Annotated in this window: 17 protein-coding genes; 8 read left to right on the forward strand and 9 right to left on the reverse strand. The window is 65.0% G+C overall.

Annotated features, from left to right (window positions below):
- Window positions 1-29: 29 nt before the first annotated feature.
- Genes EI545_RS13090 through xdhA form a run of 4 tightly spaced genes read right to left on the reverse strand, consistent with a single transcriptional unit; the run spans window position 30 to window position 6,424 of the window.
- Complete coding sequence (locus EI545_RS13090; RefSeq protein ID WP_125325880.1) at window positions 30-1,547, reverse strand: ABC transporter ATP-binding protein; 1,518 nt, start codon at window positions 1,545-1,547, stop codon at window positions 30-32.
- The gene (xdhC, locus tag EI545_RS13095) at window positions 1,544-2,590 is read right to left on the reverse strand and encodes a xanthine dehydrogenase accessory protein XdhC (protein WP_125325881.1); all 1,047 of its coding nucleotides are present in this window, start codon (window positions 2,588-2,590) and stop codon (window positions 1,544-1,546) included. The genes EI545_RS13090 and xdhC overlap by 4 nt, the downstream gene beginning before the upstream one ends.
- A complete protein-coding gene (gene xdhB, locus EI545_RS13100; RefSeq protein WP_125325882.1) occupies window positions 2,583-4,994 on the reverse strand; it encodes a xanthine dehydrogenase molybdopterin binding subunit in 2,412 nt (803 codons plus the stop codon). Before xdhB ends, xdhC begins: the two co-directional genes overlap by 8 nt.
- Window positions 4,991-6,424, reverse strand: a complete 1,434-nt coding sequence (xdhA, locus tag EI545_RS13105; protein WP_125327486.1) for a xanthine dehydrogenase small subunit — start codon at window positions 6,422-6,424, stop codon at window positions 4,991-4,993. The genes xdhB and xdhA overlap by 4 nt, the downstream gene beginning before the upstream one ends.
- Before the next feature lie 249 nt (window positions 6,425-6,673).
- Between xdhA and dnaE the strand changes: the two genes are divergently transcribed.
- Window positions 6,674-10,195, forward strand: a complete 3,522-nt coding sequence (gene dnaE / locus EI545_RS13110) for a DNA polymerase III subunit alpha (protein WP_125325883.1) — start codon at window positions 6,674-6,676, stop codon at window positions 10,193-10,195.
- Window positions 10,196-10,265: 70 nt separating this feature from the next.
- Window positions 10,266-11,102, forward strand: a complete 837-nt coding sequence (locus EI545_RS13115) for a ParB/RepB/Spo0J family partition protein (RefSeq protein WP_125325884.1) — start codon at window positions 10,266-10,268, stop codon at window positions 11,100-11,102.
- A gap of 285 nt (window positions 11,103-11,387) precedes the next feature.
- On the opposite strand, the gene EI545_RS13120 is transcribed toward EI545_RS13115, so the two are convergent.
- Both EI545_RS13120 and EI545_RS13125 read right to left on the reverse strand, forming a co-directional pair.
- Complete coding sequence (locus tag EI545_RS13120; protein ID WP_125325885.1) at window positions 11,388-12,692, reverse strand: hypothetical protein; 1,305 nt, start codon at window positions 12,690-12,692, stop codon at window positions 11,388-11,390.
- Between the two features lie 422 nt (window positions 12,693-13,114).
- Window positions 13,115-13,312 (reverse strand): SlyX family protein, encoded by a 198-nt coding sequence (locus tag EI545_RS13125; protein ID WP_125325886.1) that lies wholly within the window; start codon window positions 13,310-13,312, stop codon window positions 13,115-13,117.
- A 76-nt stretch (window positions 13,313-13,388) separates the two neighbouring features.
- Between EI545_RS13125 and hisS the strand changes: the two genes are divergently transcribed.
- Genes hisS through hisG form a run of 3 tightly spaced genes read left to right on the forward strand, consistent with a single transcriptional unit; the run spans window position 13,389 to window position 16,659 of the window.
- Window positions 13,389-14,861, forward strand: coding sequence for a histidine--tRNA ligase (gene hisS, locus EI545_RS13130; RefSeq protein ID WP_125325887.1), 1,473 nt, complete (start codon window positions 13,389-13,391; stop codon window positions 14,859-14,861).
- Complete coding sequence (locus EI545_RS13135) at window positions 14,858-15,958, forward strand: ATP phosphoribosyltransferase regulatory subunit (protein WP_125325888.1); 1,101 nt, start codon at window positions 14,858-14,860, stop codon at window positions 15,956-15,958. Before hisS ends, EI545_RS13135 begins: the two co-directional genes overlap by 4 nt.
- Window positions 15,955-16,659, forward strand: a complete 705-nt coding sequence (gene hisG / locus EI545_RS13140; RefSeq protein WP_125325889.1) for an ATP phosphoribosyltransferase — start codon at window positions 15,955-15,957, stop codon at window positions 16,657-16,659. Before EI545_RS13135 ends, hisG begins: the two co-directional genes overlap by 4 nt.
- Here hisG and EI545_RS13145 read toward each other — a convergent pair.
- Window positions 16,656-17,513, reverse strand: a complete 858-nt coding sequence (locus tag EI545_RS13145; protein ID WP_125325890.1) for a DMT family transporter — start codon at window positions 17,511-17,513, stop codon at window positions 16,656-16,658. The two genes, hisG and EI545_RS13145, sit on opposite strands and share 4 nt — an antisense overlap.
- A 96-nt stretch (window positions 17,514-17,609) precedes the next feature.
- Here EI545_RS13145 and EI545_RS13150 point away from each other — a divergent pair, with 96 nt between their 5' ends.
- The gene (locus tag EI545_RS13150) at window positions 17,610-17,960 is read left to right on the forward strand and encodes a hypothetical protein (protein ID WP_125325891.1); all 351 of its coding nucleotides are present in this window, start codon (window positions 17,610-17,612) and stop codon (window positions 17,958-17,960) included.
- Window positions 17,961-18,013: 53 nt separating this feature from the next.
- Here EI545_RS13150 and EI545_RS13155 read toward each other — a convergent pair whose 3' ends face one another.
- Window positions 18,014-18,436, reverse strand: coding sequence for a DUF1489 family protein (locus EI545_RS13155; RefSeq protein ID WP_125325892.1), 423 nt, complete (start codon window positions 18,434-18,436; stop codon window positions 18,014-18,016).
- A gap of 121 nt (window positions 18,437-18,557) precedes the next feature.
- Between EI545_RS13155 and EI545_RS13160 the strand changes: the two genes are divergently transcribed.
- Complete coding sequence (locus EI545_RS13160) at window positions 18,558-20,846, forward strand: adenosylcobalamin-dependent ribonucleoside-diphosphate reductase (protein ID WP_125325893.1); 2,289 nt, start codon at window positions 18,558-18,560, stop codon at window positions 20,844-20,846.
- Between the two features lie 108 nt (window positions 20,847-20,954).
- Window positions 20,955-21,464, forward strand: coding sequence for a tetratricopeptide repeat protein (locus EI545_RS13165; RefSeq protein WP_125325894.1), 510 nt, complete (start codon window positions 20,955-20,957; stop codon window positions 21,462-21,464).
- 303 nt (window positions 21,465-21,767) lie between these two features.
- Here the strand turns inward: EI545_RS13165 and EI545_RS13170 are convergent, their stop codons facing one another.
- Complete coding sequence (locus EI545_RS13170) at window positions 21,768-22,652, reverse strand: NAD(P)-dependent oxidoreductase (RefSeq protein WP_125325895.1); 885 nt, start codon at window positions 22,650-22,652, stop codon at window positions 21,768-21,770.
- Window positions 22,653-22,709: the final 57 nt, after the last annotated feature.

The following is a 22,709-nucleotide window of genomic DNA, read 5'->3' on the forward strand; positions in this document are numbered from 1 at the left end:
TGGGAAGGGGGGCCATTGCAGGCAAACCCTCAGCCATGATGCGCCACCTCCATGCCATGCGTCCCGCCCATCATCAGCCCGATCTCATCCACCGTCAGCCCGTCGACGGGCCGCGTGGGCGTCAGCCGCCCGCCATTCAGCGCCGCAAAATCATCCGCAATCTCAAGCAGTTCATCCAGGTCCTGACTGATCACAACCACCGCCGCCCCGCCTGACGCGCGGTCAAGGATCGCCTGCCGGATGGCCGCCGCCGCCGCCGCGTCCACCCCCCAGGTCGGCTGGTTGATGACGATCACGCTTGGCGTCTGGCTCAACTCGCGACCGACCACGAACTTCTGCAAGTTGCCCCCCGACAGCGCCCGCGCCGCGACATGGGTCCCCGGTGTGCGCACGTCAAACGCCTTGACGATCCCTGCCGCGAACGCCTCTGTCGCGGCCCAGTCGATGAAGCCGCGCGCGGTCAGCCCCTGCCGCACGACGCCCGACAACAGCGCATTTTCCACCAGCGACATATCCGGCGCCGCCGCATGGCCCAGCCGCTCCTCCGGTGCCGCCACCAGCCCCGCCCGTCGCCGGTCATTCGGCCCCGTGTCACCCATCGCCACGCCCGCGATCTTCACCGCCTCAGGCTGTGACCGAAGCTCTCCCGACAGCGCCAGCAGCAATTCGTCCTGCCCGTTGCCCGCCACCCCGGCAATCCCCAGAACCTCGCCTTGCCGCACCGTGAAACTCACCGCTTTCAGCGCGGTCCCGAAGGGAATGGGCGACGCCACTGACAGCCCCGAAACCTCCAGTGCCACGTCCCCCTTCGTCCGCCCGGCCCGCACCGGGGGCGTCAGGACGGTGCCGACCATCAGCTCCGCCATCTCCCGCGCCGTCCGGTCGCGCGGCGTGCAGGTCGCCACCACCTTGCCCCGCCGCAGGATCGTCGCCTCATCACACAGGCTGCGGATCTCCTCCAGCTTGTGGCTGATGTACAGGATCGCCGTCCCCTCGGACGCCAACTGCCGCAGCGTCTTGAACAGGATCTCCACCTCCTGCGGCGTCAGAACGGATGTCGGCTCGTCCATGATCAGCAGCTTCGGGTCCTGCAGCAGGCACCGGATGATCTCCACCCGCTGCCGCTCCCCCGCGCTCAGGTCGCCCACCATCCGTGACGGGTCCAGCGGCAGCCCGTATTCCTCCGACACCTCCCGGATCCGCCCGGCAAGCGCCTTCATCGGCGGCGGGTTTTCCATCCCCAAGGCCACATTCTCCGCCACGTTCAGCGCTTCGAACAGGCTGAAGTGCTGGAACACCATCGCCACTCCCTGTCGCCGCGCCTCTGCCGGCTTGGCGGGCGTATAGGGCTGGCCGCGCAGCGTCATCCGCCCGCTATCGGGCTTCACCAGCCCGTAGATCATCTTGACCAGCGTGGATTTCCCCGCCCCGTTCTCCCCCAGCAGCGCGTGGATCTCGCCCTCGCTGATCTGGAACGACACGTCACTGTTCGCCACCACGCCGGGATAGGCCTTCGTCACCCCCTCGACGCCCAAAAGCAAAGTCATGCCCTGTCCCTCCGCCCCACCACCACGCCGCGCGCCGCCAGAAACTCTGCCGCAACCCCCACCGCAATCGCCTGCGGATGCTTGCCAAGCGACGGGTCGCCAATCGGGCAGCGGATCGTCCGGATCGCCTCGCCCGAATGCCCCAGTGCCGCCAGCCGAGCGCGAAACCGCGCCCATTTCGTCGCCGATCCGATCAGCCCGGCACTGCGGAACCCATGCCCCAGCAACCGGTGGCACAGTTCAAGGTCCAGCGCGTGCGAATAGGTCACCACCAGATGCTCCGCCTCACGCGAAGCCAACCCCACCGCTACCTCAGGCTTGGCCACAGGCAGCACCCGCACGCCCGCAGGCACCACATCCGGAAACCGCTCGGCACTGACGTCCACCCAGGTCACCGCGACCCCCGGCAATGGGGCGAGGACCGACACCAAAGCCCGCCCCACATGCCCCGCGCCCCAGACCCAGACCTGCCGTTCCGCCCGTGCCACGGGCTCGACAAACCACCCCTGCACCAGCTGCGGCAAGGGCATCACACCCTCCCCCCGCGCCGCAGCCAGAACCCGCTTCACCGCCAAAGGCATCGCCCCCGACCCGCGCGCGATCACCCCGTCCTCCGGCACTGGCGCCGCCTCGAACACCTCAGTCCAAAGCACCACCGCCCCGCCGCAGCATTGCCCCAGCGCAGGCCCCAGCGAAACCCGCTCGACCTTTGCAGGCACCCCCCCACCCCAACCCTCCCCCACAATGGGGGGAGGGGGCGCGGCGCTCCCGTCAGCTGCCGCAACGCCCGAAACCCCGTGCCTCCCTCCCCCCGCGTGGGGGAGGGATGGGGAGGGGGGGCTCCCGGCCAAAGCAAGACGCGCCCGCGCCACCGCCTCAAACTCCAGCGCCCCGCCGCCAATCGTCCCTGACTGGCCCGTCTCCCAGACCAGCATCGCCGCCCCAACTTCGCGCGGGCTTGATCCCTCGAACGCGGCAATCACCACGCGGGCCACCCGGCCATGGGCGTCAATCGCAGCCTGCAGGGCCCCAAGGTCAAACACCCTCGACCCTCCGCACGGCCATCAGCACCCGCTCCGCCGTCGCAGGCGCGTCCAAGGCCGGATAGACCGACCCATCCCCACAGGCCGCAACCGCATCGCTCAATGCCATCAGCGCCGAGATGCCCAGCATCAGCGGCGGCTCGCCCACCGCCTTCGACTTGCCCACCGCATCCTCGCGGTTGGGCTTGCCCCACAGCGCCACGTTGATCACGTCGGGCCGGTCCGAACAGGCCGGGATCTTGTATGTGCTGGGCGCATGCGTCGCCAAACGCCCTTTGCCGTCCCAGACCAGCTCCTCCGTCGTCAGCCACCCCGCGCCCTGAACATAGGCGCCTTCGACTTGGCCAATGTCCAAAGCCGGGTTCAGACTGGTCCCCGTGTCATGCAGGATATCCGCCCGCAAAATCCGGTTCTCCCCGGTCAGCCGGTCGATGACCACCTCGGTCACCGCCGCGCCATAGGCGAAGTAGAAGAACGGCCGCCCCACCCCGCGCACCCGGTCCCAGACGATCTTCGGCGTGGCATAGAACCCGGTTGAGGACAGGCTGACCCGCGCCTGATAGGCCCAAGCCACCACCTGCGCCCAGCCGTACACCTCACCCGCCACCCGCACTGTGCCATCGACAAACCGCACCGCAGACGCCTTCGCCTGATGCTTGTCGGCAATGAACTCTGCCAGCCGCGCGCGGATCGTCTCCGCCGCCGCCTTCGCCGCCATCCCGTTCAGGTCCGCCCCCGACGATGCCGCCGTGGCGCTGGTATTCGGCACCTTCCCGGTATCCGTCGCCGTGATCTTCACGACCGACGCATCGACGCCAAAGACCGAGGCCGTCACCTGCGCCACCTTCTGGAACAGCCCCTGTCCCATCTCGGTCCCGCCATGGTTCAGCGCGATCGACCCGTCCTGATAGACATGCACCAAGGCCCCCGCCTGGTTCAGCCAGGTCAGCGTGAACGAAATCCCGAACTTCACCGGCGTCAGCGCAATCCCCCGCTTCAGCACCGGCGAGCCTGCATTCCACTCCGCAATCGCCGCCTTGCGCGCCTGATAGTCCGACGAACGCTCCAACTCCGCCACCAGCTCATGCCCGATGAAATCCTCCACCGGCATGTGGAAGGGCGTCGTCTGCACCGGCCCGTCCGTCGGCAGCGCGTGCGACCCAACAGGAGCCGCCGCCCCGCGAGACGTCAGGTCAACCTCCCCACTTCCTTGCGATTTCATTCTGGCAGAAATATCCCCGCCGGAGGCTCCGACCTCCTGACTCGCGCGATAGAAGTTCAGCTTCCGCACCGCCAGCGGCTCACGCCCCACGGCAAAGGCCACATGGTCCAGCACCCGCTCGATCCCCACCATCCCCTGCGGCCCGCCAAAGCCCCGGAAGGCCGTGGCGCTTTGGGTATTGGTTTTCAGCCGGTGCGATTCGATCCGGATGTGGGCCAGGTGATAGCAGTTGTCTGCATGCAGCATCGCCCGGTCGGCAACCGGCAAGGACAGGTCCTGAGACCAGCCGCAACGGAACAGGTGCTGGAACTCCAGCCCCAGAATCCGCCCCTCTTCGTCCACACCGGCCCGGTACAGAATCCGCAGGTCATGCCGCTTGCCGGTGATGACCATGTCGTCATCCCGGTCATAGCGCATCCGGGCAGGCCGCCCCAACCGATGCGCCACCACCGCACAGGCAATCGCCAAGGCGTTCCCCTGGCTTTCCTTCCCGCCAAAGCCCCCGCCCATCCGGCGCACTTCGACCCGCACTGCGCTCATCGGCAGATGCAGGGCATGGGCGACCTTGTGTTGCACCTCGGTCGGATGCTGGGTGGAGGAATGGACAACCATATCCCCCCCCTCCTGCGGGATCACGGCCGCAACCTGACCCTCCAGATAGAAATGCTCCTGCCCGCCGACCTCAAAGCTGCCTTCGACGATCCGCGGTGCAGCGGCAATCGCGCCCGCCGCATCGCCCTTCTGCCAGACCACCGGCCCCTGCTCGAACCGGCTTCCGGCGGCCAAGGCATCGTCCACTGTCAGCAGGGCCGGCAATTCGCGGTAAGTGACCTTGCCCAACCGCGCCGCCTTGCGCGCCGCCAGATGGCTGTCGGCGACGACCAGAAACACCGGCTGGCCAACGTAATGGACCTTGCCCACCGCCAGCAAAGGCTCGTCATGGGCCGAAGGCGAACAATCCGGCATCTCGGCGAAATCCTCGGCCGACAGCACCGCCACGACGCCCGGCGCGGCGCGCACGGCGGACAGGTCCAGCCCGGTGATCTCGCCATGCGCGACGGTGGACAGGCCAAAGGCCAGATGCAGCGCATTGCCCGGCAGCGGCAGGTCGTCCACATAGCGCGCCTGTCCCGTCACATGCAGGGGGGCGGCGTCATGGGGCAGGGGTTTGCCCATCGTCATGCCCGCACCTCCAGCACTGACACGGGCACACCGGCCAGGTCATGGAAATACCGCAGCATCAGGTTCTGCGCCGTGGTCAGCCGATAGGCAGCACTGGCCCGCATATCGGACAGCGGGGTGAAATCCCCCGCCATCGCCTGCGCCGCTGCCTCTGCCGTGGCAATCGTCCAGGGCTGGCCAACCAGCGCCGCTTCGGCCCGCGCCGCCCGCTTCGGAACACCCGCCATGCCGCCAAAAGCGATGCGGGCTGATGTCACCCGGCCCCCGTCAACCGTGACGTTGAAACACCCGCAAACCGCCGAAATATCCTGATCGAACCGTTTGGAGATCTTGTAGCAACGCAGCCCCGGCGCCTGTTCCGGAAAGGACACCCCCGCCACAAACTCCCCCGGCCGCCGGTCCTGCTTGCGGTAGTCGAGGAAGAAATCCTCCAGCGGCAGGCTGCGCATCTCATCTCCGCGCCGCAAATGCAGCGTGGCCCCCAGCGCGATCAACGCCGGAGGGCCGTCCCCGATGGGCGAGCCATTGGCGATGTTCCCCCCGATCGTCGCCGCATTGCGCACCTGTTCCGACGCATAGCGGCGCAGAAGTTCGCCGAAGGACGGCAACCGCTCCGCCACCGCCGCGCGCAAGGCGGCAATCGTGACGCAAGCGCCAACATGCAGCTGGCCGCCCTGCACTTCGATCCCCTGCAGATCCTCGACCCCGTTCAGGAATGCCACTGGTGCCAGGTCGCGCAGCTGTTTGGTGACCCATAGCCCCACATCCGTCGCCCCGGCGATCAGGGTGGCGTCGGGGTTGGCCAGATACCACTCAGCCAATTCGTCGCTGTCGCGCGGACTGAAAGCGCCGGGGGCGCTGCCCCCCATGCCAGCGGTTTCTCGAACCGATGGCGAAACCGCCGGCATACCCCGGGATACTTGGGCCAGAATGAAAGCTGAATCAGAGGTCATCCAGTAGGGTGCCGGTTCGCTTTCAGCCGCCTCCGCCGCCCGGATGATCGGCGCATAGCCGGTGCAGCGGCACAGGTTCCCGGCCAACTGGTCATCATGATCCCGCGCGCCGTTCAGATGCGCCACCGCCATGCTGACGACAAAGCCCGGCGTGCAGAAGCCGCATTGCGACCCGTGCTGCGCCACCATCGCAGCCTGCACCGGGTGCATCTCACCCCCCGGGCCGGTGATCCCCTCGACCGTGCGCACGGCCTTGCCGTCCAACTGCGGCAGGAACAGGATGCAGGCGTTCAGCGCCCGCGACCCGGCCGCATCGGTCACCATCACCGTGCAGGCGCCGCAATCGCCCTCGTTGCAGCCTTCCTTGGTGCCGCACAGGCCGCGGTCCTCGCGCAGCCAATCCAGAAGCGTGCGCGTCGGTGGCTGATCCGCCACCCGCACAAGCGTTCCGTTCAAGTGAAACGCAACGTCCGACATTCCCAAACCCGCCGCCTTCTCCCCGGTCATTCTGGTCCCCATCCCCGCCCGATGCGGCGTAAAGCGGAAGATGCGGTCTGCCGGATCTTTGCCCAGCCTTTTCTAGTCCCAGCCTTGTTCAGACCATGAAGCGCGGCAGGACGCCACATGGCAAGCCCCGCCTTCATCCAAATCCGCAAAGCAGTTTCGCGTTTTGCCGAAAGAAGGAGCGGGCTTTCGCCCCGCCCGGCGCTTCGCTAGGCTGCCGCAATGTCCAGCGCGCCCCGATTCATCCACCTTCGCACCCATACCGAACATTCGCTGCTTGAAGGCGCGGTCCCGGTCAAGAAACTCATCGACCTTTGCACGGCGGCGTCAATGCCCGCCGTCGCCGTGACCGACACGAACAACATGTTCGCCGCATTGGAGTTTTCGGTCACCGCCATGGGGGCGGGTGTCCAGCCCATCGTCGGCTGCCAGATCTCTGTCGCGCATGACCCCGCCCAACCGGGCGAAAAGCCCCGCGCGCCCGCGCCCATCGTCCTGCTGGCACAGGACGAATCCGGCTATCTGAACCTGATGCAACTGAACTCGCGCCTCTACATCGACGGCGCGATGTCGGGTGCCGCCAACCTGCCGCAAGTGACGCTGGACGAACTTGCACGGCACAGCGCCGGCCTGATCTGCCTGACCGGCGGTCCGGAAGGCCCGCTTGGCCGCTTCCATGCCACCGGCCAGACCGCCAAGGCGCGCAGCCTGCTGGAACGGCTGACCACGATCTACCCGAACCGCCTTTATGTGGAGCTGCAACGCCACCCGGGCCCCGGCGGCGCGCTTTCGGAACCCGAGATGCTGGCCGAACGTGGTGCCGTGGAACTGGCCTATGACCTTGGCCTGCCGCTGGTTGCCACCAATGACGTCTACTTCCCCAAATCCTCGATGTATGAGGCGCATGATGCCCTGATCTGCATCGCCGAAGGGGCCTATGTCGACCAGCAGCAGCCCCGCCGCCGCCTGACCCCGCAGCACTATTTCAAGTCCGAAGCCGAAATGGCGACCCTGTTCGCCGACCTGCCCGAGGCTTTGGAAAACACCGTCGAGATTGCCCGCCGCTGCGCCTTTGCGGTGAAGAAACACGCCCCCATCCTGCCAAGGTTCGCCGATGACGAGGTGCAAGAACTGCGCCGTCAGGCCAATGCCGGGCTTCAGGCCCGCCTTGCCGTCATCCCCCACTCCGCCACGCCCGAGGAGTATCAGGCCCGGCTCGATTTCGAACTCGGCATCATCGAAAAGATGGGGTTCCCCGGCTATTTCCTGATCGTGTCGGACTTCATCAAATGGGCCAAGGACCACAACATTCCCGTCGGTCCCGGTCGGGGCTCGGGCGCTGGCTCGCTGGTGGCCTATGCGCTGACGATCACCGACCTTGATCCCCTGCGCTATGCGCTGCTGTTCGAACGCTTCCTGAACCCGGAACGCGTGTCGATGCCCGACTTCGACATCGACTTCTGCATGGATCGTCGGGAAGAGGTGATCTCTTACGTTCAGGAAAAATACGGCCGCGACCGCGTGGCCCAGATCATCACCTTCGGCGCGCTTCTGTCCAAGGCCGCCGTCCGTGACGTCGGGCGCGTGCTGCAGATGTCTTATGGGCAGGTCGACAAGCTGTCGAAGATGATCCCGGTGGAAGGGGTGAAGCCCGTCAGCATCACCAAGGCGCTGGCCGATGAACCCCGTCTGCGTGAAGCCGCGAAAGAGGAGGTGGTCGGTCGCCTGCTGGAATACGCCAAGGAAATCGAAGGCCTCTACCGCAACGCCTCCACCCACGCCGCCGGTGTGGTGATCGGCGACCGTCCGCTGGACCAGCTGGTGCCGCTTTACCGCGATCCCCGGTCAGACATGCCTGCGACCCAGTTCAACATGAAATGGGTCGAAGCCGCCGGTCTGGTCAAATTCGACTTTCTTGGTCTGAAGACCCTGACCGTGATCCAGAACGCGATGGACCTCCTCGCCCTGCGCGGCATCAGCTTTGACATCAACCTGATCCCGCTGGACGACCAGCCCGCCTATGACCTTTACGCCGCCGCGAAAACCGTCGCCGTGTTCCAGGTGGAAAGCTCGGGCATGATGGACGCGCTGCGCCGGATGAAGCCGACCTGCATCGAGGATATCGTGGCCCTCGTCGCCCTCTACCGCCCCGGCCCGATGGAAAACATCCCGGCCTATTGCGAGGTGAAGAACGGCCTGCGCGATCTGGAATCCATCCACCCCACCATCGACCATATCCTTGCGGAAACCCAAGGGATCATCGTCTATCAGGAACAGGTGATGCAGATCGCCCAAGTCATGGCCGGGTATTCGCTGGGCGGCGCGGACTTGCTGCGCCGCGCGATGGGCAAGAAGAACCCGGTCGAAATGGCCCGCGAACGCCCGAAATTCATCGAAGGTGCCAAGGCCACCCACAACATCGACGCCGCCAAAGCGGGTGAGGTGTTCGACCTGCTGGAGAAATTCGCCAACTACGGCTTCAACAAATCCCACGCCGCCGCCTATGCCGTGGTCAGCTACCAGACGGCGTATCTCAAGGCGAATTACCCCGCCGAATTCATGGCCGCGGTGATGAACTGCGACCTCCACCTCACCGACAAGCTGGCCGTCTACAAGCGTGAGGTGGACAAGCTTGGCCTGAAAACCATCGCCCCCTGCGTGAACGCCTCGCTGGCCACCTTCACCGTCCGCGACGGCGCGCTGGTCTATGGCTTGGGCGCGCTGAAGAATGTCGGCGTCGATGCGATGCAGCTGATCGTGCAGGCGCGGCAGGAACCGCAAGGGGCCGCTCATCCGCCTTCATCGCCGTCTTCGCCGACCGGCGCAGCGATTACGCCCGTCAGGGCGGAAGAGCGTCCCTTCGCCACCCTCTTCGACTTCGCCCGCCGCGTTGACCTCAAACGCATCGGCAAGCGCCCGCTTGAAATGCTGGCCCGCGCCGGGGCCTTCGATCAGCTCGACCCCAACCGCGCCCGCGTGTTCGAAGCCCTCGACCCCCTCGTCGCCTACTCCGCCGCCATCCATGAGGCGACCGCCTCCGCCCAGGTCTCGCTCTTCGGCAGCGCGGGCGCTGACATCCCCGAACCCCGCCTCCCGTTCCGCGACGACTGGCTGCCCGTCGAGCGCCTCGCGCAGGAACATCAGGCCATCGGCTTCTACCTCTCCGGCCACCCGCTGGACGACTACATGTCCGCCCTCAAACGCCAGAACGTCGAAACCCTCGCCCAAGTCACCGCCCGCGCCGAACGCGGGCCCATCACCGCCAAGATCGCCGGCTCCGTCTCCTCCCGGCAGGAGCGCAAATCCGCCCGCGGCAACCGCTTCGCCTTCGTCCAGCTGTCCGACCCCACCGGCCTTTACGAAGTCACCTGCTTTTCCGAAGTCCTCGAAGCCTCGCGCGATCACCTTGACCCCGGCCAGAACATCGTCCTCACCGTCAAGGCGGAACTGGAGGGCGAAACCCTCAAACTCCTCGCCCAGGCCATCGCCCCCATCGATGCCGTCGCAGCCCAGGGCGGCGCGCAATCCATCCGCATCCACCTCGCCCGACCCGAAGCCGTCCCCTCCCTCGCCTCGCTCCTCTCCCGCGTCGAAGGACGCTCCCGCGCGCAGATCACCCTCTGCATCACCGACCCCGCAGGGCGTGAGGTGGACATCACCCTCCCCGACGCCTACCCCATCACCCCCCAGATCAAGGGCGCGATCAAGGCCATGCACGGGGTCCTCGCCGTCGAAGAGATCTGATCCCCCCGCTCGCCCCCCTCACCAAACCCTAACCCGAACCGCGTTCCCTCCCCGGTAAAGGAGCACGCCAATGGACCCCCTTCTCCACCTCCCCCTCGCCGCCATCGACCCCCACGCCCTGCTGCGCGACCGCACCACCCTCACCCCCGAGCCCCTCGCCCAACTCCAGCGTTCCATCGCCGCCGAAGGCCTCCGCATGCCGGTCGAGGTCTGGGAACTCTCCACCCCCCGGAACGGCCACACCCACGGCCTCATCTCCGGCCTCCGCCGCCTGACCGCCTGCACCGCGCTGGGCCACAGCACCATCCCCGCCTTCCTCCGCTCTCCCCAATCCGTGGCCCAGGCCCTCGCCACCATGGTGTCCGAGAATGAGAACCGCGAACCTGTCTCGCCGTGGGAGAAAGCCACCCTCATCCTCACCGCGATGGAGGAGGGGCACTTCGACACCCCCGACGCCGCCATCGCCGCCCTCTACCCCACCGCTACCCGCCAGACCCGCACCCGCCTCCGCGCCTATGTCGAGGTCGCCACCGCGCTGGACGGCACCCTCGCCACCCCCGAACGCCTGTCGATCGAACGGATGGAGCGCCTCGCCACCGCCCTCCGCCTTGGCGGCGAGGAGGTCCTGACCCTTGCCCTGATCGAGGCGAAACCCTCCGGCCTGACCGCCCAATGGCACGCCGTCGCCCCCCTGATCACCGACCTGATCGCCTCACCCCCCGACGATGAGCCCGGCACCCCCAAACCCCGCCCCCGCCGACTGCTGCAGCTGAAACAAGGCCTGACGATCAGGCGAGAGGTCTGCCGAGGCGGCTACCTCCTCAAGTTCACGGGGCCAGAGGCAAGACAAGGCGGCCTGATCGACGACGTGCTCGACAAGGTGGAGGAGTGGTTCGGCAATCCCTGACCCGCCATGTAGGGTGCGCTACAGCGCACCCCCCCCTAGGTCGGGCTTCAGCCCGACTCTCCCCAACATCCACGACCAATCCCCCTCCCCCTCGTGGGGAGGGGTAGGGGAGGGGGGCCACCCACCCCTCGTAGGGTGGGTGCCAACCCACCACCGTAGGGTGCGCTACAGCGCACCACCGAGCACCCCAAGCGCAAAGGAAGGCCGGAGGCGCCCCTGGGGGCGGTCCAGCGGGCCTAAGTTCCTGATCCTGGGGCCAAACGAAAATTTGTCAACTTGACATGATTAATCATCGCTTGATTTAACGATCTGGTCGCTTTCCACAGCAAATATTTGCAAGAGGCTCTGAACGAATTCCATTGTTCTCCCCCATGCATCAATAGCATAGAGAAAATAAAACAGCGCAGTTGCGAGCCCTATATTTGTGAGAACGCATCTAAGATTGCTTATCCACAAATAGCGACCCAAAGTTACAATCCTCGAATGCTGGTCTCCGCCAGCGGCGAGCTCAGCGCTGATCTTGTTTATTGCAAGGAAAAGAAAGATCGTTAGGCACCAAGAAGGAAGATAAAACCAATACCATGGCTGGACAGCCAAGCTGTGCCAATCTAAAACCAATAAGCCAACAATCGGCGATACTGGTCCCCCATTTTCCTTAATTTCCCTTGCCAATGATTCGAGTTGAACCCATCCAATCAGCGGAGCCACAGAGCTTGCCAAGAGTAGAATTGCTAGGATTAGAGCCACCCAGTTCCATAGAGTTCGCCCATACGCTCTACACCAAACAACAAGATCATAACCACGTGCGTTGGACCATCCCCATCCAAGCAAAAGGTATGGAAAATAAAACCAAGCTGTGGATTTGATAGACCATCGCCAAATTAGAAGAGGAGTGAACAGAAAGATGGCTACGAGTGTTCCTGATATGATTTTTTCCGATTGATGCCGATCACCAAGAATATCAAAGGGAAATTTCTCTTCCCCAGAGAACAAGGCAGTATTCTCATGGCCAGGCACAAGTTCGAGCGGCGCAAGAAAGTCCTCTGCAAGTACAGTGTTGCGCCAATTTTCCGGAAGCGACTTAAGGCCAGAAACCGGATTACGTATCATTGCTGAAAATCTCGTGAAAATAGCGCGTATCCACAGCCCAAATGGAAGGACAATAGTCACAGAGATTGCGCCGGACACTGCGCCGATGGATACGCCGCTGATACCACTCCAACTCTGTACATCTGTTGCGCCGAAGATCGCGCCAATCATCGCGCCGGCTATTGCCAATACTAGCATTTGGGCCACGCTAGCCGCTGCACCAAGCCCTATGTTCAAGGCAAGCCATCCGATGACAACGCCGCGCCATAGACTCTGCCAGCCTGTGAGGTCAGGTAACCAAATTGAAGTCAGGAGATTTGACGTTCCGTATGCCGCTGCAGCCGCAAAGATAGTCTGGATGGCGCTTTCTAAGGAGAAAGTCGGAACGTCGCTTTTTCTTGAAAGGTATGCATCGAAGGATCTCCGTCCAGCCTCGATGGACTCACTCGATCGTAATAGAACCAAAGGAGTTGCTAGTAGAATAACCCAATGGTGCCACACGATCCCAACCTTGAAGAATAACAGGAAGTAGGCAGAAACACATAGGACTGTTTCCCCCACCGCTAGAATTGAGATTCTTCCTGCCTCTCGGGACGCTTTGTCTGACCACCATACGAACTGCCCCCTTGGTGAATTCATGCGTACCTTGTACCCACACTGTGAGGAAAGAGCTTAGCTTGCCTTCTCTAAGCCTTCGACTCGCCTAGTGTCAAAGATTGAATTTAGAGGTGGAACTCGGCGTGGCAGTAAAAACTGGTATTTACGCCAGAAGTCATACTGCCCTGTCACTCGGCAAAGCGGTGGGACAATTTTTCCCAGTTGACTTTGCCGAGGCACGATACGCGGACCACTTAACAAACCCTTACCCCCTCCCCTAACCCCTTGAAATCCCTCCCCTGACCCCCCTGTCCCGGCCCGGGACACTACCAGTGCGGCGGGCGGACGTTGGGGGAGGGGGAGTCTCCTGCGGCCTCCCGCTCTGCCTCCCTCTCGGCCAGCAGCCCCACCAGCCGGGTCAGCCGGGCCATCTCGGCCCCCTGTGCGGCCACCACGTCCGACAGGTCCTCCACCGCGCGGGTCAGGTGGGCGACGCGTTCCTCAAGGATTTCGATCCGGTCCATGGCCCCTCTCCGGGCGCTTGCCGCCCCTTGCCCCATTCGATACACGGGGCCCGAAGAAAAGCGAAGGGTGCGACCCATGGCAAACGACAAACCCCGCCGCCCGCGCGCCGAACCCCCCAAGGGCTTCCGCGACTATTTCGGGGCGGAAGTGACCGAGCGCAAGGCAATGCTGGACGCGATCGCCGGGGTCTATCACCGCTACGGCTTCGACCCGCTGGAAACCTCGGCCGTGGAAACGGTGGAGGCGCTGGGCAAGTTCCTCCCCGACGTGGACCGCCCGAATGAGGGTGTGTTTGCGTGGCAAGAAGATGAGGCCGACTGGCTCGCCCTCCGCTATGACCTGACGGCCCCCCTGGCCCGGGTGGCGGCGCAATACCGCAACGACCTGCCCTCACCCTACCGCCGCTACGCGATGGGTCCGGTCTGGCGGAACGAAAAACCGGGGCCGGGGCGGTTCCGGCAGTTCTACCAGTGCGATGCGGATACCGTGGGATCAGGCTCCGTCGCCGCAGACGCGGAGATCTGCGCGATGCTGGCCGACGCGCTGGAGGTCGTGGGGATTCCCCGTGGTGACTATGTGGTCAAGGTCAACAACCGCAAAGTCCTGAACGGGGTGATGGAGGTCGCGGGTCTGGCGGGCGACGACAAGGAGGCCGAACGCGGCATCGTCCTGCGCGCCATCGACAAGATTGATCGGCTGGGGCCGGATGGGGTTCGGGCCCTGCTGGGCGAGGGCCGGAAGGACGAGAGCGGGGATTTCACCAAGGGGGCGGGGCTGAACGACGCGCAGGCCCAGGTGGTCCTGGATTTTGTCCACGCTACGGCTGCCGACAATGAAGGCACGATCCTCAAGCTGATGGCGCTGGTCTCGGGTTCCGAGATCGGCCAGCAGGGCGTGCATGAGCTGCAGGAGATAGCGTCCCTCCTCGCCGCCCAAGGCTACGGTCCCGACCGCATCGTCATCGACCCCGGCGTTGTCCGTGGCCTCGGCTACTACACCGGCCCGGTCTATGAGGCGGAGCTCACCTTCCAGATCACCGACGAAAAGGGCCGTCCGCGGAACTTTGGGTCGGTCGCCGGGGGCGGGCGGTATGATGGGCTGGTGAAGCGCTTTACCGGGCAGGATGTGCCTGCAACCGGCGTCTCCATTGGCGTTGACCGGCTGCTCGCGGCGCTGCAGGCCAAGGGGCGGAGCCGTGCTGACACGGCGGGGCCGGTGGTCGTGACGGTGATGGACCGGGACCGGATGGCCGACTACATGGCGATGGTCGGTGACCTGCGGCAGGCGGGCATCCGCGCCGAGGTCTACCTTGGCAACCCGAAGAACTTCGGCAACCAGCTTAAATACGCCGACAAGCGGCAGTCGCCCATCGCCATCATTCAGGGCGGGAACGAGGCGGCAGAGGGCAAGGTCATCCTGAAAGACCTGATCCTTGGTGCGAAGATCGCCGAAAGCGCCACGCTGGAGGAATGGAAGGACCGGCCCGCCCAAGTTGAGGTGCCAAGGGCCGATCTGGTGGCGGCTGTGCGAAAGATGCTGGGGCAATGATCCCCAAGCCCGCCATCCGTGCCGAGGGCGAGCGGCTGCTGGCGGCCTTTGTCGCTGCGGGGGCCGAGCCGGTCGAGACTGACCTGCTGCAACCCGCCGAAACCCTGCTGGACCTTTATGGCGAGGATATTCGGGCGCGGGCCTATACCACGCAGGACCCTGTTCTGGGCGAAATGATGCTGCGGCCGGACTTCACGGTGCCCGTGGTGCAGGCCCATATGGCCCATGGTGCAGACCCTGCGCGCTATGCCTATCTGGGTGAGGTGTTCCGCAAACAGGCCCGCCGGTCGGGTCGAGCCAGCGAATACCTGCAGGTCGGCTATGAGGTCTTTGACCGGCAGGCCCCGGAAGCGGCGGATGCCGAAGTGTTTGCCCTGTTCCGCGACCTTTTGGCGGATCTGGATTTGCGCCCGGTGACCGGCGATGTCGGTATTCTGATGGCCGCCGTGCGGGGGTTGGAGACGACCGAGCGGCGGAAGGCCGCGCTTTTGCGGCACATCTGGCGGCCGGGGCGGTTCAAGGCGCTTCTGGACCGGTTCGCCGGGCGGGCGCCGGTTCCGGCCGGGCGGGTCAGGCTGTTGGAGCGGTTGGCTGCAGGATCGCCCCTTGCGCTGATCGAAGAGGCGGGAACATTTGTCGGGCTGCGCACCGCCGATGAGATTGCCACCCGGGCCGAGGCTCTGGTGGCCGACGCCAAGACGCCACCGATCAAGGCCACCGAGGCGGCCCTGCTGTATGACCTTCTGTCGCTGGAGGCCCCTGCGGCACATGCGTTGGACCATCTGCGCGGGATTACCCCTTTGCTGCCCGCCATTGCCCCTGCGGTGGACAGGTTCGCGGCCCGGCTGACAGCTTTGGCCAAACGGGGGGTTGATGTGACGACGCTGGCGTTCGAGGCAAGCCACGGGCGTACCAGCCTTGAATACTACGATGGCTTTGTCTTCAGCTTTCACGGACCAGCGGGGTTGCCCCCCGTGGCCAGCGGTGGCCGCTATGACGCGCTGACGGCGGTACTGGGGTCCGGGGCGTTCATCCCGGCGGTGGGCGGTGTGATCCGCCCCGGTCTGGTTGCGCGGCTGAAAGGGGGCCATGCATGATCCGGATCGGGGTGCCGTCAAAGGGTCGGCTGATGCAGGACTGTTTTGACTGGTTCGGCGCGCGGGGCGTGGCGATGCGGCGATCCGGTGCCGACCGGGAATATTCCGGCGTGATCGAGGGTATCGAAGGCGCCGTGCCGGTGCTGTTGTCGGCGGGCGAGATCCCAAGGGAACTTGCGGCGGGGCGGATTCATCTTGGCGTCACCGGGTCCGACCTTGTGTGCGAAGAACTGGGCACGGACGCGGCGGAAGTCGTGGAGTTGGCGCGGCTGGGTTTTGGGCATGCCGACCTGATCATTGCGGTGCCTGCCGTCTGGATCGACGTGGAAACGGTCGACGATCTGGATGCGGCGGCGGCTGCCTTTCGGGCGGCGCATGGCCACCGCCTGCGGATCGCGACCAAGTATCACCGGCTGGTCCGCGACTTTCTGCAGGGGCAAGGGGTGGCGGATTACCAACTGGTCGACAGTCAGGGCGCGACCGAGGGCACCGTGAAGAACGGCACGGCCGAAGCGATTGCCGACATCACCAGTTCCGGCGAGACGCTGCGGGCCAATCACCTGCGCATCCTGTCGGACGGGCTGATCCATTCCAGCGAAGCGGTCCTGTGGGCCAGTCGGGTGGCAGAGTGGTCGGAAGCGGACCGCTGGGCGTTTGACGCTCTGGCCGAGCGGTTGAAGGTGACCGGTCGCCCGTTCTAGCGCCGGGCGAGGGTGACGCCCGCCGCCGCCAGCGCCATTCCGGCCCAGGCGAGGGGGGGCATCGCCTCACCCAGTAGTGGCCAGGCGAACAGGGCGGCCAGGGGCGGGACGAGGTAGAACAGGGCCGAGACACGGGCCACTTCGCCCGCGCGGATCATCGCCAGCAGCAGGGTGATCGAGATCAGCGAATTGCCGATGATGAGATAGGCGAGGACGCCGAAAAGCTCGGGCGTCCAGTCGGCGGCAAGGCCTTCGGTCGCGATGGCCAGCGGCAGGGCAAAGGCGGCGCCTACGGCGTATTGGATCAGGTTCGTCGGCACCGGGTGCTGCGACACGCCGAACCGCTTTTCGTAGAGCGTGCCGGCGGTCATGCCGATCAGCCCGCCAACGGCGGCGAGAATGCCCAGCGGCGGTTCGGCAGCGATGCCGGATCTGGCAAGGATCACGGTCAGCGCCCCGGCCAGCCCAAGGCCAAGTCCAAGCCAGCGCAGGCGGCTGATGCTTTCCCCGACAAGGCGGGGGGCGATCAGGCTGACAAGGATCGGCTGCAGGCAGACGATGATCGCCACCCCTCCGGCGGAGACGCCAGAGCGGAAGGCGATGTAGCACAGGCCGAAGTACAGCACCTGGATCAGGAACCCCGTCACCGCGATATCAAGCGCCGCGCGGCCTTTTGGAATCGGGGGGCGCAGGACCGCCAGAAGCGGCAGCAGGACAAGGACGGCGATGGCATAGCGCAGCGCCAGCAGCGTGAAGGGCCCGGCATGTTCCAGCCCCAGCTTGGCCACGGCAAAACCGGCCGACCAGAGGACAAGAAAGAGGAAGGGGGCGGCAAGGATCATCGGGCGCGACATGCGCCAGTCATGGCTTGCCTGACATGGAATGGAAAGGGGCGGTTGACCTTCTGGCGCAGCGCCTACCTTTGCCGGGCAACACAAGGGAGACGTCGCATGTTCCACCGGATTTCCGCAACTTTGCTGCTGGCTGTGATGGCCGGTCCTGTCATGGCCCAGACGCTGGCCACCGGCGCCGAGATCACGGCCGCCATTTCCGACAACACCGTTCAGGGCAGCATGACCGCCTCGGGCGCCTATACCGAGTTCTACGCCGCGGATGGCACGATCAAGGGCGACGGCTACACCGGGACCTGGACGGTCGAGGGCGACACGATGTGCTTCAGCTATGGCGAAGCGCCGGATTGCTGGAACGTCCGGATCGACGGCGAGGCGGTGACCTGGGTGCAGGACGGTGCTGATGGCGGGACCGGCACGATTGTGGCGGGCAACCCGAACAACTTCTGATCAGCGCGCTATGGCGCCACAACTTTTCTGCGAAAAATCATTGGCTTGCGCGGTCAGCGCAGGCCGATTTCAGCCAGGGCTTGCGCCAGCGCGGCGGGCAGGGGGTCATCCTTTGCCCGCCCCTTCGGCAGGTCGCGCGGGCTGTCCTTCGGGTCAAGGTAGCGCCAGCCCTGAAAGGGTCTGCGGGGGGCGGCTTCGGTGCGGATCACCTCGGCATCCAGCACCAGGGCGCAGCGGCTGATGCCGTCGCCAAGGTCCACTTGCTGCAGGTCGGTGATCTGCTGGCGGGCCAGGATCACGCCCTTGATCACCCAGTAAAGCGACCCGCCCTCCAGCACCTCGGCCTCACGCTTGGGCCACATGCGGGTGACGTGGACTGCTTTGCCGGGCGGCCAGTGGCGGCGCTGGCTGTGCTGCCAGTCGAGAAGATCCTCGACCGAGTCGGCGCCGACGCAGAGTTTCAGGATGTTGATCATGGGGCGAACATAGCCGTGGTCGGCGTGAGTGCAAGTTGACCGTGGGACGGCGCGGGCGTATCTTGTGGGTTCGCCCGACTTATCCACAAGCAATACCCCTGAACGAAGGACCCTTCGCCCCATGTCGCGATTCCAAGCCCCCATTGCCGAAGCCATCTGGGACATGAAGTACCGCTTCAAGGCGGCGGATGGGACGGCGCTGGATGGCACGGTGGAGGATACCTGGCGCCGGATCGCCCGCGCCTTGGCCGAGGTGGAGGCCGAACCCGCCAAGTGGGAGGCGGAGTTCTACGCGGCGCTGGAAGGGTTCCGGTTCCTGCCTGCGGGGCGGATCACGGCCGGGGCGGGAACGGGGCGGTCGGTCACCCTGTTCAACTGTTTCGTCATGGGCACGATCCCGGACACGATGGAGGGTATCTTCACCGGCCTGAAAGAGGCCGCGCTGACGATGCAGCAGGGCGGCGGGATCGGCTATGATTTCAGCACCATCCGCCCGCGCGGGGCCGAGGTGAAGGGGGTGGCGGCGGATGCGTCAGGTCCGCTGTCCTTCATGGATGTCTGGGATGCGATGTGCCGCACGATCATGTCGGCGGGCAGCCGCCGGGGCGCGATGATGGCGACGATGCGCTGCGACCATCCGGACATTGAGGCGTTCATCGAGGCGAAGAAAGACCCGGCCCGGCTGCGGATGTTCAACCTTTCGGTGCTGGTGACCGATCCGTTCATGGCGGCGGTCAAGGCGGACGGGCCGTGGGAGTTGGTGTTCGGTGACAAGGTCTACCGCACCGTGCAGGCGCGCGATCTGTGGAACCGGATCATGCGATCCACCTTCGATTTCGCCGAACCCGGGGTGATCTTCATCGACCGGATCAATGCGACGAACAACCTTGGCTATGTCGAGACGATTGCCGCCACGAACCCCTGCGGCGAGCAGCCGCTGCCGCCCTATGGGGCCTGCCTGCTGGGGTCGATCAATCTGGCGACGCTGGTGACGGATGCGTTCGAGGCGGGGTCCAGCATGGACATGGCGGCGCTGGACCATCTGGTGCGGGTGGCCGTGCGGGCGATGGACAATGTGGTGGATGCCAGCCGCTTCCCCCTGCCCGAGCAGGCTGCCGAGGCCAAGGCCAAGCGGCGGATCGGCCTTGGGGTCACCGGCCTTGCGGATGCGCTTCTGATGGTCGGGCTGCGCTATGGGTCGGAGGAGGCCGCGCAGGTGACCGAGATGTGGATGCACAAGATCGCGCGGTCGGCCTATCTGGCATCAGTCGATCTGGCCAAGGAGAAGGGCGCGTTTCCCCTGTTCGACGCCGAGGGGTATCTGGCGTCGGGCAATATGGCCGGGATGGACGCGGATGTGCGCGAGGCGGTCCGTGCCCACGGCATCCGCAATGCGCTTTTGACGTCCGTGGCGCCGACGGGGACGATTTCGCTTTACGCAGGGAATGTCAGTTCGGGGATCGAGCCGGTGTTCGCCTATGCCTACACGCGCAAGGTGTTGCAGAAGGACGGAAGCCGGACTGAGGAAGAGGTTGTCGATTACGCCGTGCGGCTGTGGCGCGAAAAGTTTGGCGATGCGCCCTTGCCCGACCATTTCGTGAACGCCCAGACCCTGCCGCCCTTGGACCATGTGCGGATGCAGGCGGCGGCGCAGCGCTGGGTGGATTCCTCGATTTCCAAGACGATCAACTGCCCGGTGGACATCAGCTTTGACGATTTCAAAGAGGTGTACATGGCCGCCTGGGATCAGGGCTGCAAAGGCTGCACGACCTATCGGCCGAACGATGTGACGGGGTCGGTGCTGACGGTGTCCGAGGCCACCGACAAGGCGCCGGGGGAGGCCCCAGATCAAGTCCGGGGTGCGGTTTCCTCGGGTGAGGTGGTGTATCTGTCGCATCCGCTTGACCGGCCAGCGGCGCTGGAGGGGCAGACCTACAAGGTCAAATGGCCGGGGTCGGAACACGCGCTGTACATCACGATCAACGATATCGTGACGGCCGGGCATCGGCGGCCGTTTGAGGTGTTCATCAATTCCAAGAACATGGAGCATTTCGCTTGGACCGTGGCCCTGACCCGGATGATCTCGGCCGTGTTCCGGCGCGGTGGGGATATTTCCTTTGTGGTGGAAGAGTTGAAGGCGGTCTTCGACCCCCGCGGCGGGGCATGGATGGAGGGGAAGTATATCCCGTCGATTTTGGCGGCCATCGGCGGGGTGATCGAGCGCCACCTGATCGACATCGGCTTCATCGACGGCGAGGGGATGGGGCTGAAGTCCGACCCCAAGGCGGAGTTGATGCGGGTCGGAGAGGCCCCGCGGGGGAAGTCGTGCCCGGCCTGTGGGTCGTATGATTTGCGGATGGTGGAGGGGTGTTTGACCTGCGGGTCGTGCGGGCATTCGAAGTGTGGGTGAGGGTTTTCAAGAACCGGTTCTCAGGCTCCGGCCCTGCGACTGCCGGCAGGATCCAATTTCGTCTCCAAGCACATTGCGGGCCCCCGAGCGCGTCCTTAGCCTAGAGCCATGACAGTCCTATCCTCTGAGAGCCGCCCGCAGATACCCAAATGGGTGATCATCGCGGCTTTGACGTGCTTTCTTGCTGTCTGGATCTCGGCAATGATTGCAGGTTTGTCCTTTCGCGGCTGCGTTGATAGGCCCCTGACGGACTCAAAGAAGTTGGCATATTGCAATACCTCGATCGTGGCCGGAACCCTGATTGATCTTTTCCCGACGGAGCGTGCAAAGCGCTCGCCGCTACTGCTGGAGCGGGGAGTTATCCGAGCAACATCGGGGGATCATAATGCGGCCAAGCGTGACTTTTCAGCGGCGTTGCTTAATGCGGCTGAGGCGCGAATTGACCAAGGAATTGCGTTCCCCCGCGACGTTGCGTTGCCCCGTGTGGCGCCGCTTTTCGAAGCAATACAGAGACAACAGCCCGACAGTATCGCCACGGTACTTTGGTTCGAAGTCGTGCGAGACCTCGCATGCGGGCACCCGGAAACATCTTCGCCCGAACTCTGCGGACCGACGTAAAGAGATTACTCCACCCCATTCCCCCGTGCGACGAAGTCCGACAGTTGTGCCACATACTCCTCTGGCCCCGCCACCGTAAGCGCGGAGAAGGAAAGGCACTGCCTTTCCCCGCGCTCTTGCACCACGGTGACGCAAGACCGGTTCAATCAAGCACAACACCGTCCGGCCCCCGCCCGGGCGGGGGAGAAGCCCCCGCCGAGGGGCGGGCGGGGGCTGGACGGAGGCTTTGGGCCTCCGCCCGGTCCCTTTGGCTTAGCGTGGAGAGTGGCAGGGGCGATGGCCCCTGCCAGATCAGGCTGTGGCCTATTTCACCCCATTCGCCCGGCCCACAAAATCCACCAGATGCGGCACATAGTCCTCTGGCCCCGCGCCGCCCTGCGCCATCGCCCCGGCGAAGCTGTTCTTCGCGGCGCTTGCCATCGTGGTGGTGACGGTGGCGGCGTTGGCCATCGACTCCACGTAGCGCAGGTCCTTGTAGGCGTTGGTCAGGGTGAAGCGGTGGGCCTCGCGGTTGCCGTCCAGAGCGTAGCCCATGAAGGTCTGGTAGAAGCCGCAGTCCATGCGACCGCCACGGATCACAGAGTCGAAGGTGGCGGTGGAGATGCCGACCTTTGATGCCAAAGCCAGCGCTTCGGCGTAGATCGCGGCGTAGCCGAGGGAGAGGAAGTTGTTCAACAGCTTCATCCGGTGGCCGTCGCCGACCCCGCCGATGTGGACGATCTTGCCCGCCCAAGTGGCAATGACGGGCTTTATGCGGGCGAAAACCTCATCCGTTGCGCCTACCATGCAGTCAAGCGTGCCCTCCCACGCTTCTTTCGGAGTGCGGGACAGGGGGGCGTCGGCGAAGTGCACGCCTTTGGCGGCCAGGTCGGCGGCGAGGCGTTCGGTGACGGTGGGATCAGAGGTGGAGCAATCGACGATCACCGTTCCTGGTCGCAGGTGGGGTGACATCCGCGCGACAGCCTCGGCCACCTCGGGCGAGCCGGGCAGGGTGAGGAAGATGATGGTGGAGTGGCTGGCAAGGGTTTCCAGACTGCCCTCGACAGCGCCCCGTGTCAGCAGGTCCTCCACCGGCGCGCGGTTGCGGTGGGCGGTGACGGTCAGGGGATAGCCCTTCTCGACGATGTTCTTCGCCATGCCGTGGCCCATGAGGCCCAGACCTGCAAAGCCGATGTGTTCTTTTGTCATGACGCTTCTCCTGCTCTGGGCACAGTGCGGCAGGCGGGTCGGGTTGACAATCCGGCT

The sequence above is a fragment of the Tabrizicola piscis genome (assembly GCF_003940805.1).
Classification (GTDB): Bacteria; Pseudomonadota; Alphaproteobacteria; order Rhodobacterales; family Rhodobacteraceae; genus Tabrizicola; species Tabrizicola piscis.

Coding starts and splice junctions, on each gene's coding strand:
- EI545_RS13170 (WP_125325895.1), bottom strand. CDS start 22,652: ATGACAAAAGAACACATCGGCTTTGCAGGTCTGGGCCTCATGGGCCAC.
- EI545_RS13090 (WP_125325880.1), bottom strand. CDS start 1,547: ATGACTTTGCTTTTGGGCGTCGAGGGGGTGACGAAGGCCTATCCCGGC.
- EI545_RS13115 (WP_125325884.1), top strand. CDS start 10,266: ATGGACCCCCTTCTCCACCTCCCCCTCGCCGCCATCGACCCCCACGCC.
- EI545_RS13150 (WP_125325891.1), top strand. CDS start 17,610: ATGTTCCACCGGATTTCCGCAACTTTGCTGCTGGCTGTGATGGCCGGT.
- EI545_RS13155 (WP_125325892.1), bottom strand. CDS start 18,436: ATGATCAACATCCTGAAACTCTGCGTCGGCGCCGACTCGGTCGAGGAT.
- xdhA (WP_125327486.1), bottom strand. CDS start 6,424: ATGTCGGACGTTGCGTTTCACTTGAACGGAACGCTTGTGCGGGTGGCG.
- EI545_RS13165 (WP_125325894.1), top strand. CDS start 20,955: ATGACAGTCCTATCCTCTGAGAGCCGCCCGCAGATACCCAAATGGGTG.
- hisS (WP_125325887.1), top strand. CDS start 13,389: ATGGCAAACGACAAACCCCGCCGCCCGCGCGCCGAACCCCCCAAGGGC.
- EI545_RS13160 (WP_125325893.1), top strand. CDS start 18,558: ATGTCGCGATTCCAAGCCCCCATTGCCGAAGCCATCTGGGACATGAAG.
- EI545_RS13125 (WP_125325886.1), bottom strand. CDS start 13,312: ATGGACCGGATCGAAATCCTTGAGGAACGCGTCGCCCACCTGACCCGC.
- EI545_RS13145 (WP_125325890.1), bottom strand. CDS start 17,513: ATGTCGCGCCCGATGATCCTTGCCGCCCCCTTCCTCTTTCTTGTCCTC.
- dnaE (WP_125325883.1), top strand. CDS start 6,674: ATGTCCAGCGCGCCCCGATTCATCCACCTTCGCACCCATACCGAACAT.
- hisG (WP_125325889.1), top strand. CDS start 15,955: ATGATCCGGATCGGGGTGCCGTCAAAGGGTCGGCTGATGCAGGACTGT.
- xdhB (WP_125325882.1), bottom strand. CDS start 4,994: ATGACGATGGGCAAACCCCTGCCCCATGACGCCGCCCCCCTGCATGTG.
- EI545_RS13135 (WP_125325888.1), top strand. CDS start 14,858: ATGATCCCCAAGCCCGCCATCCGTGCCGAGGGCGAGCGGCTGCTGGCG.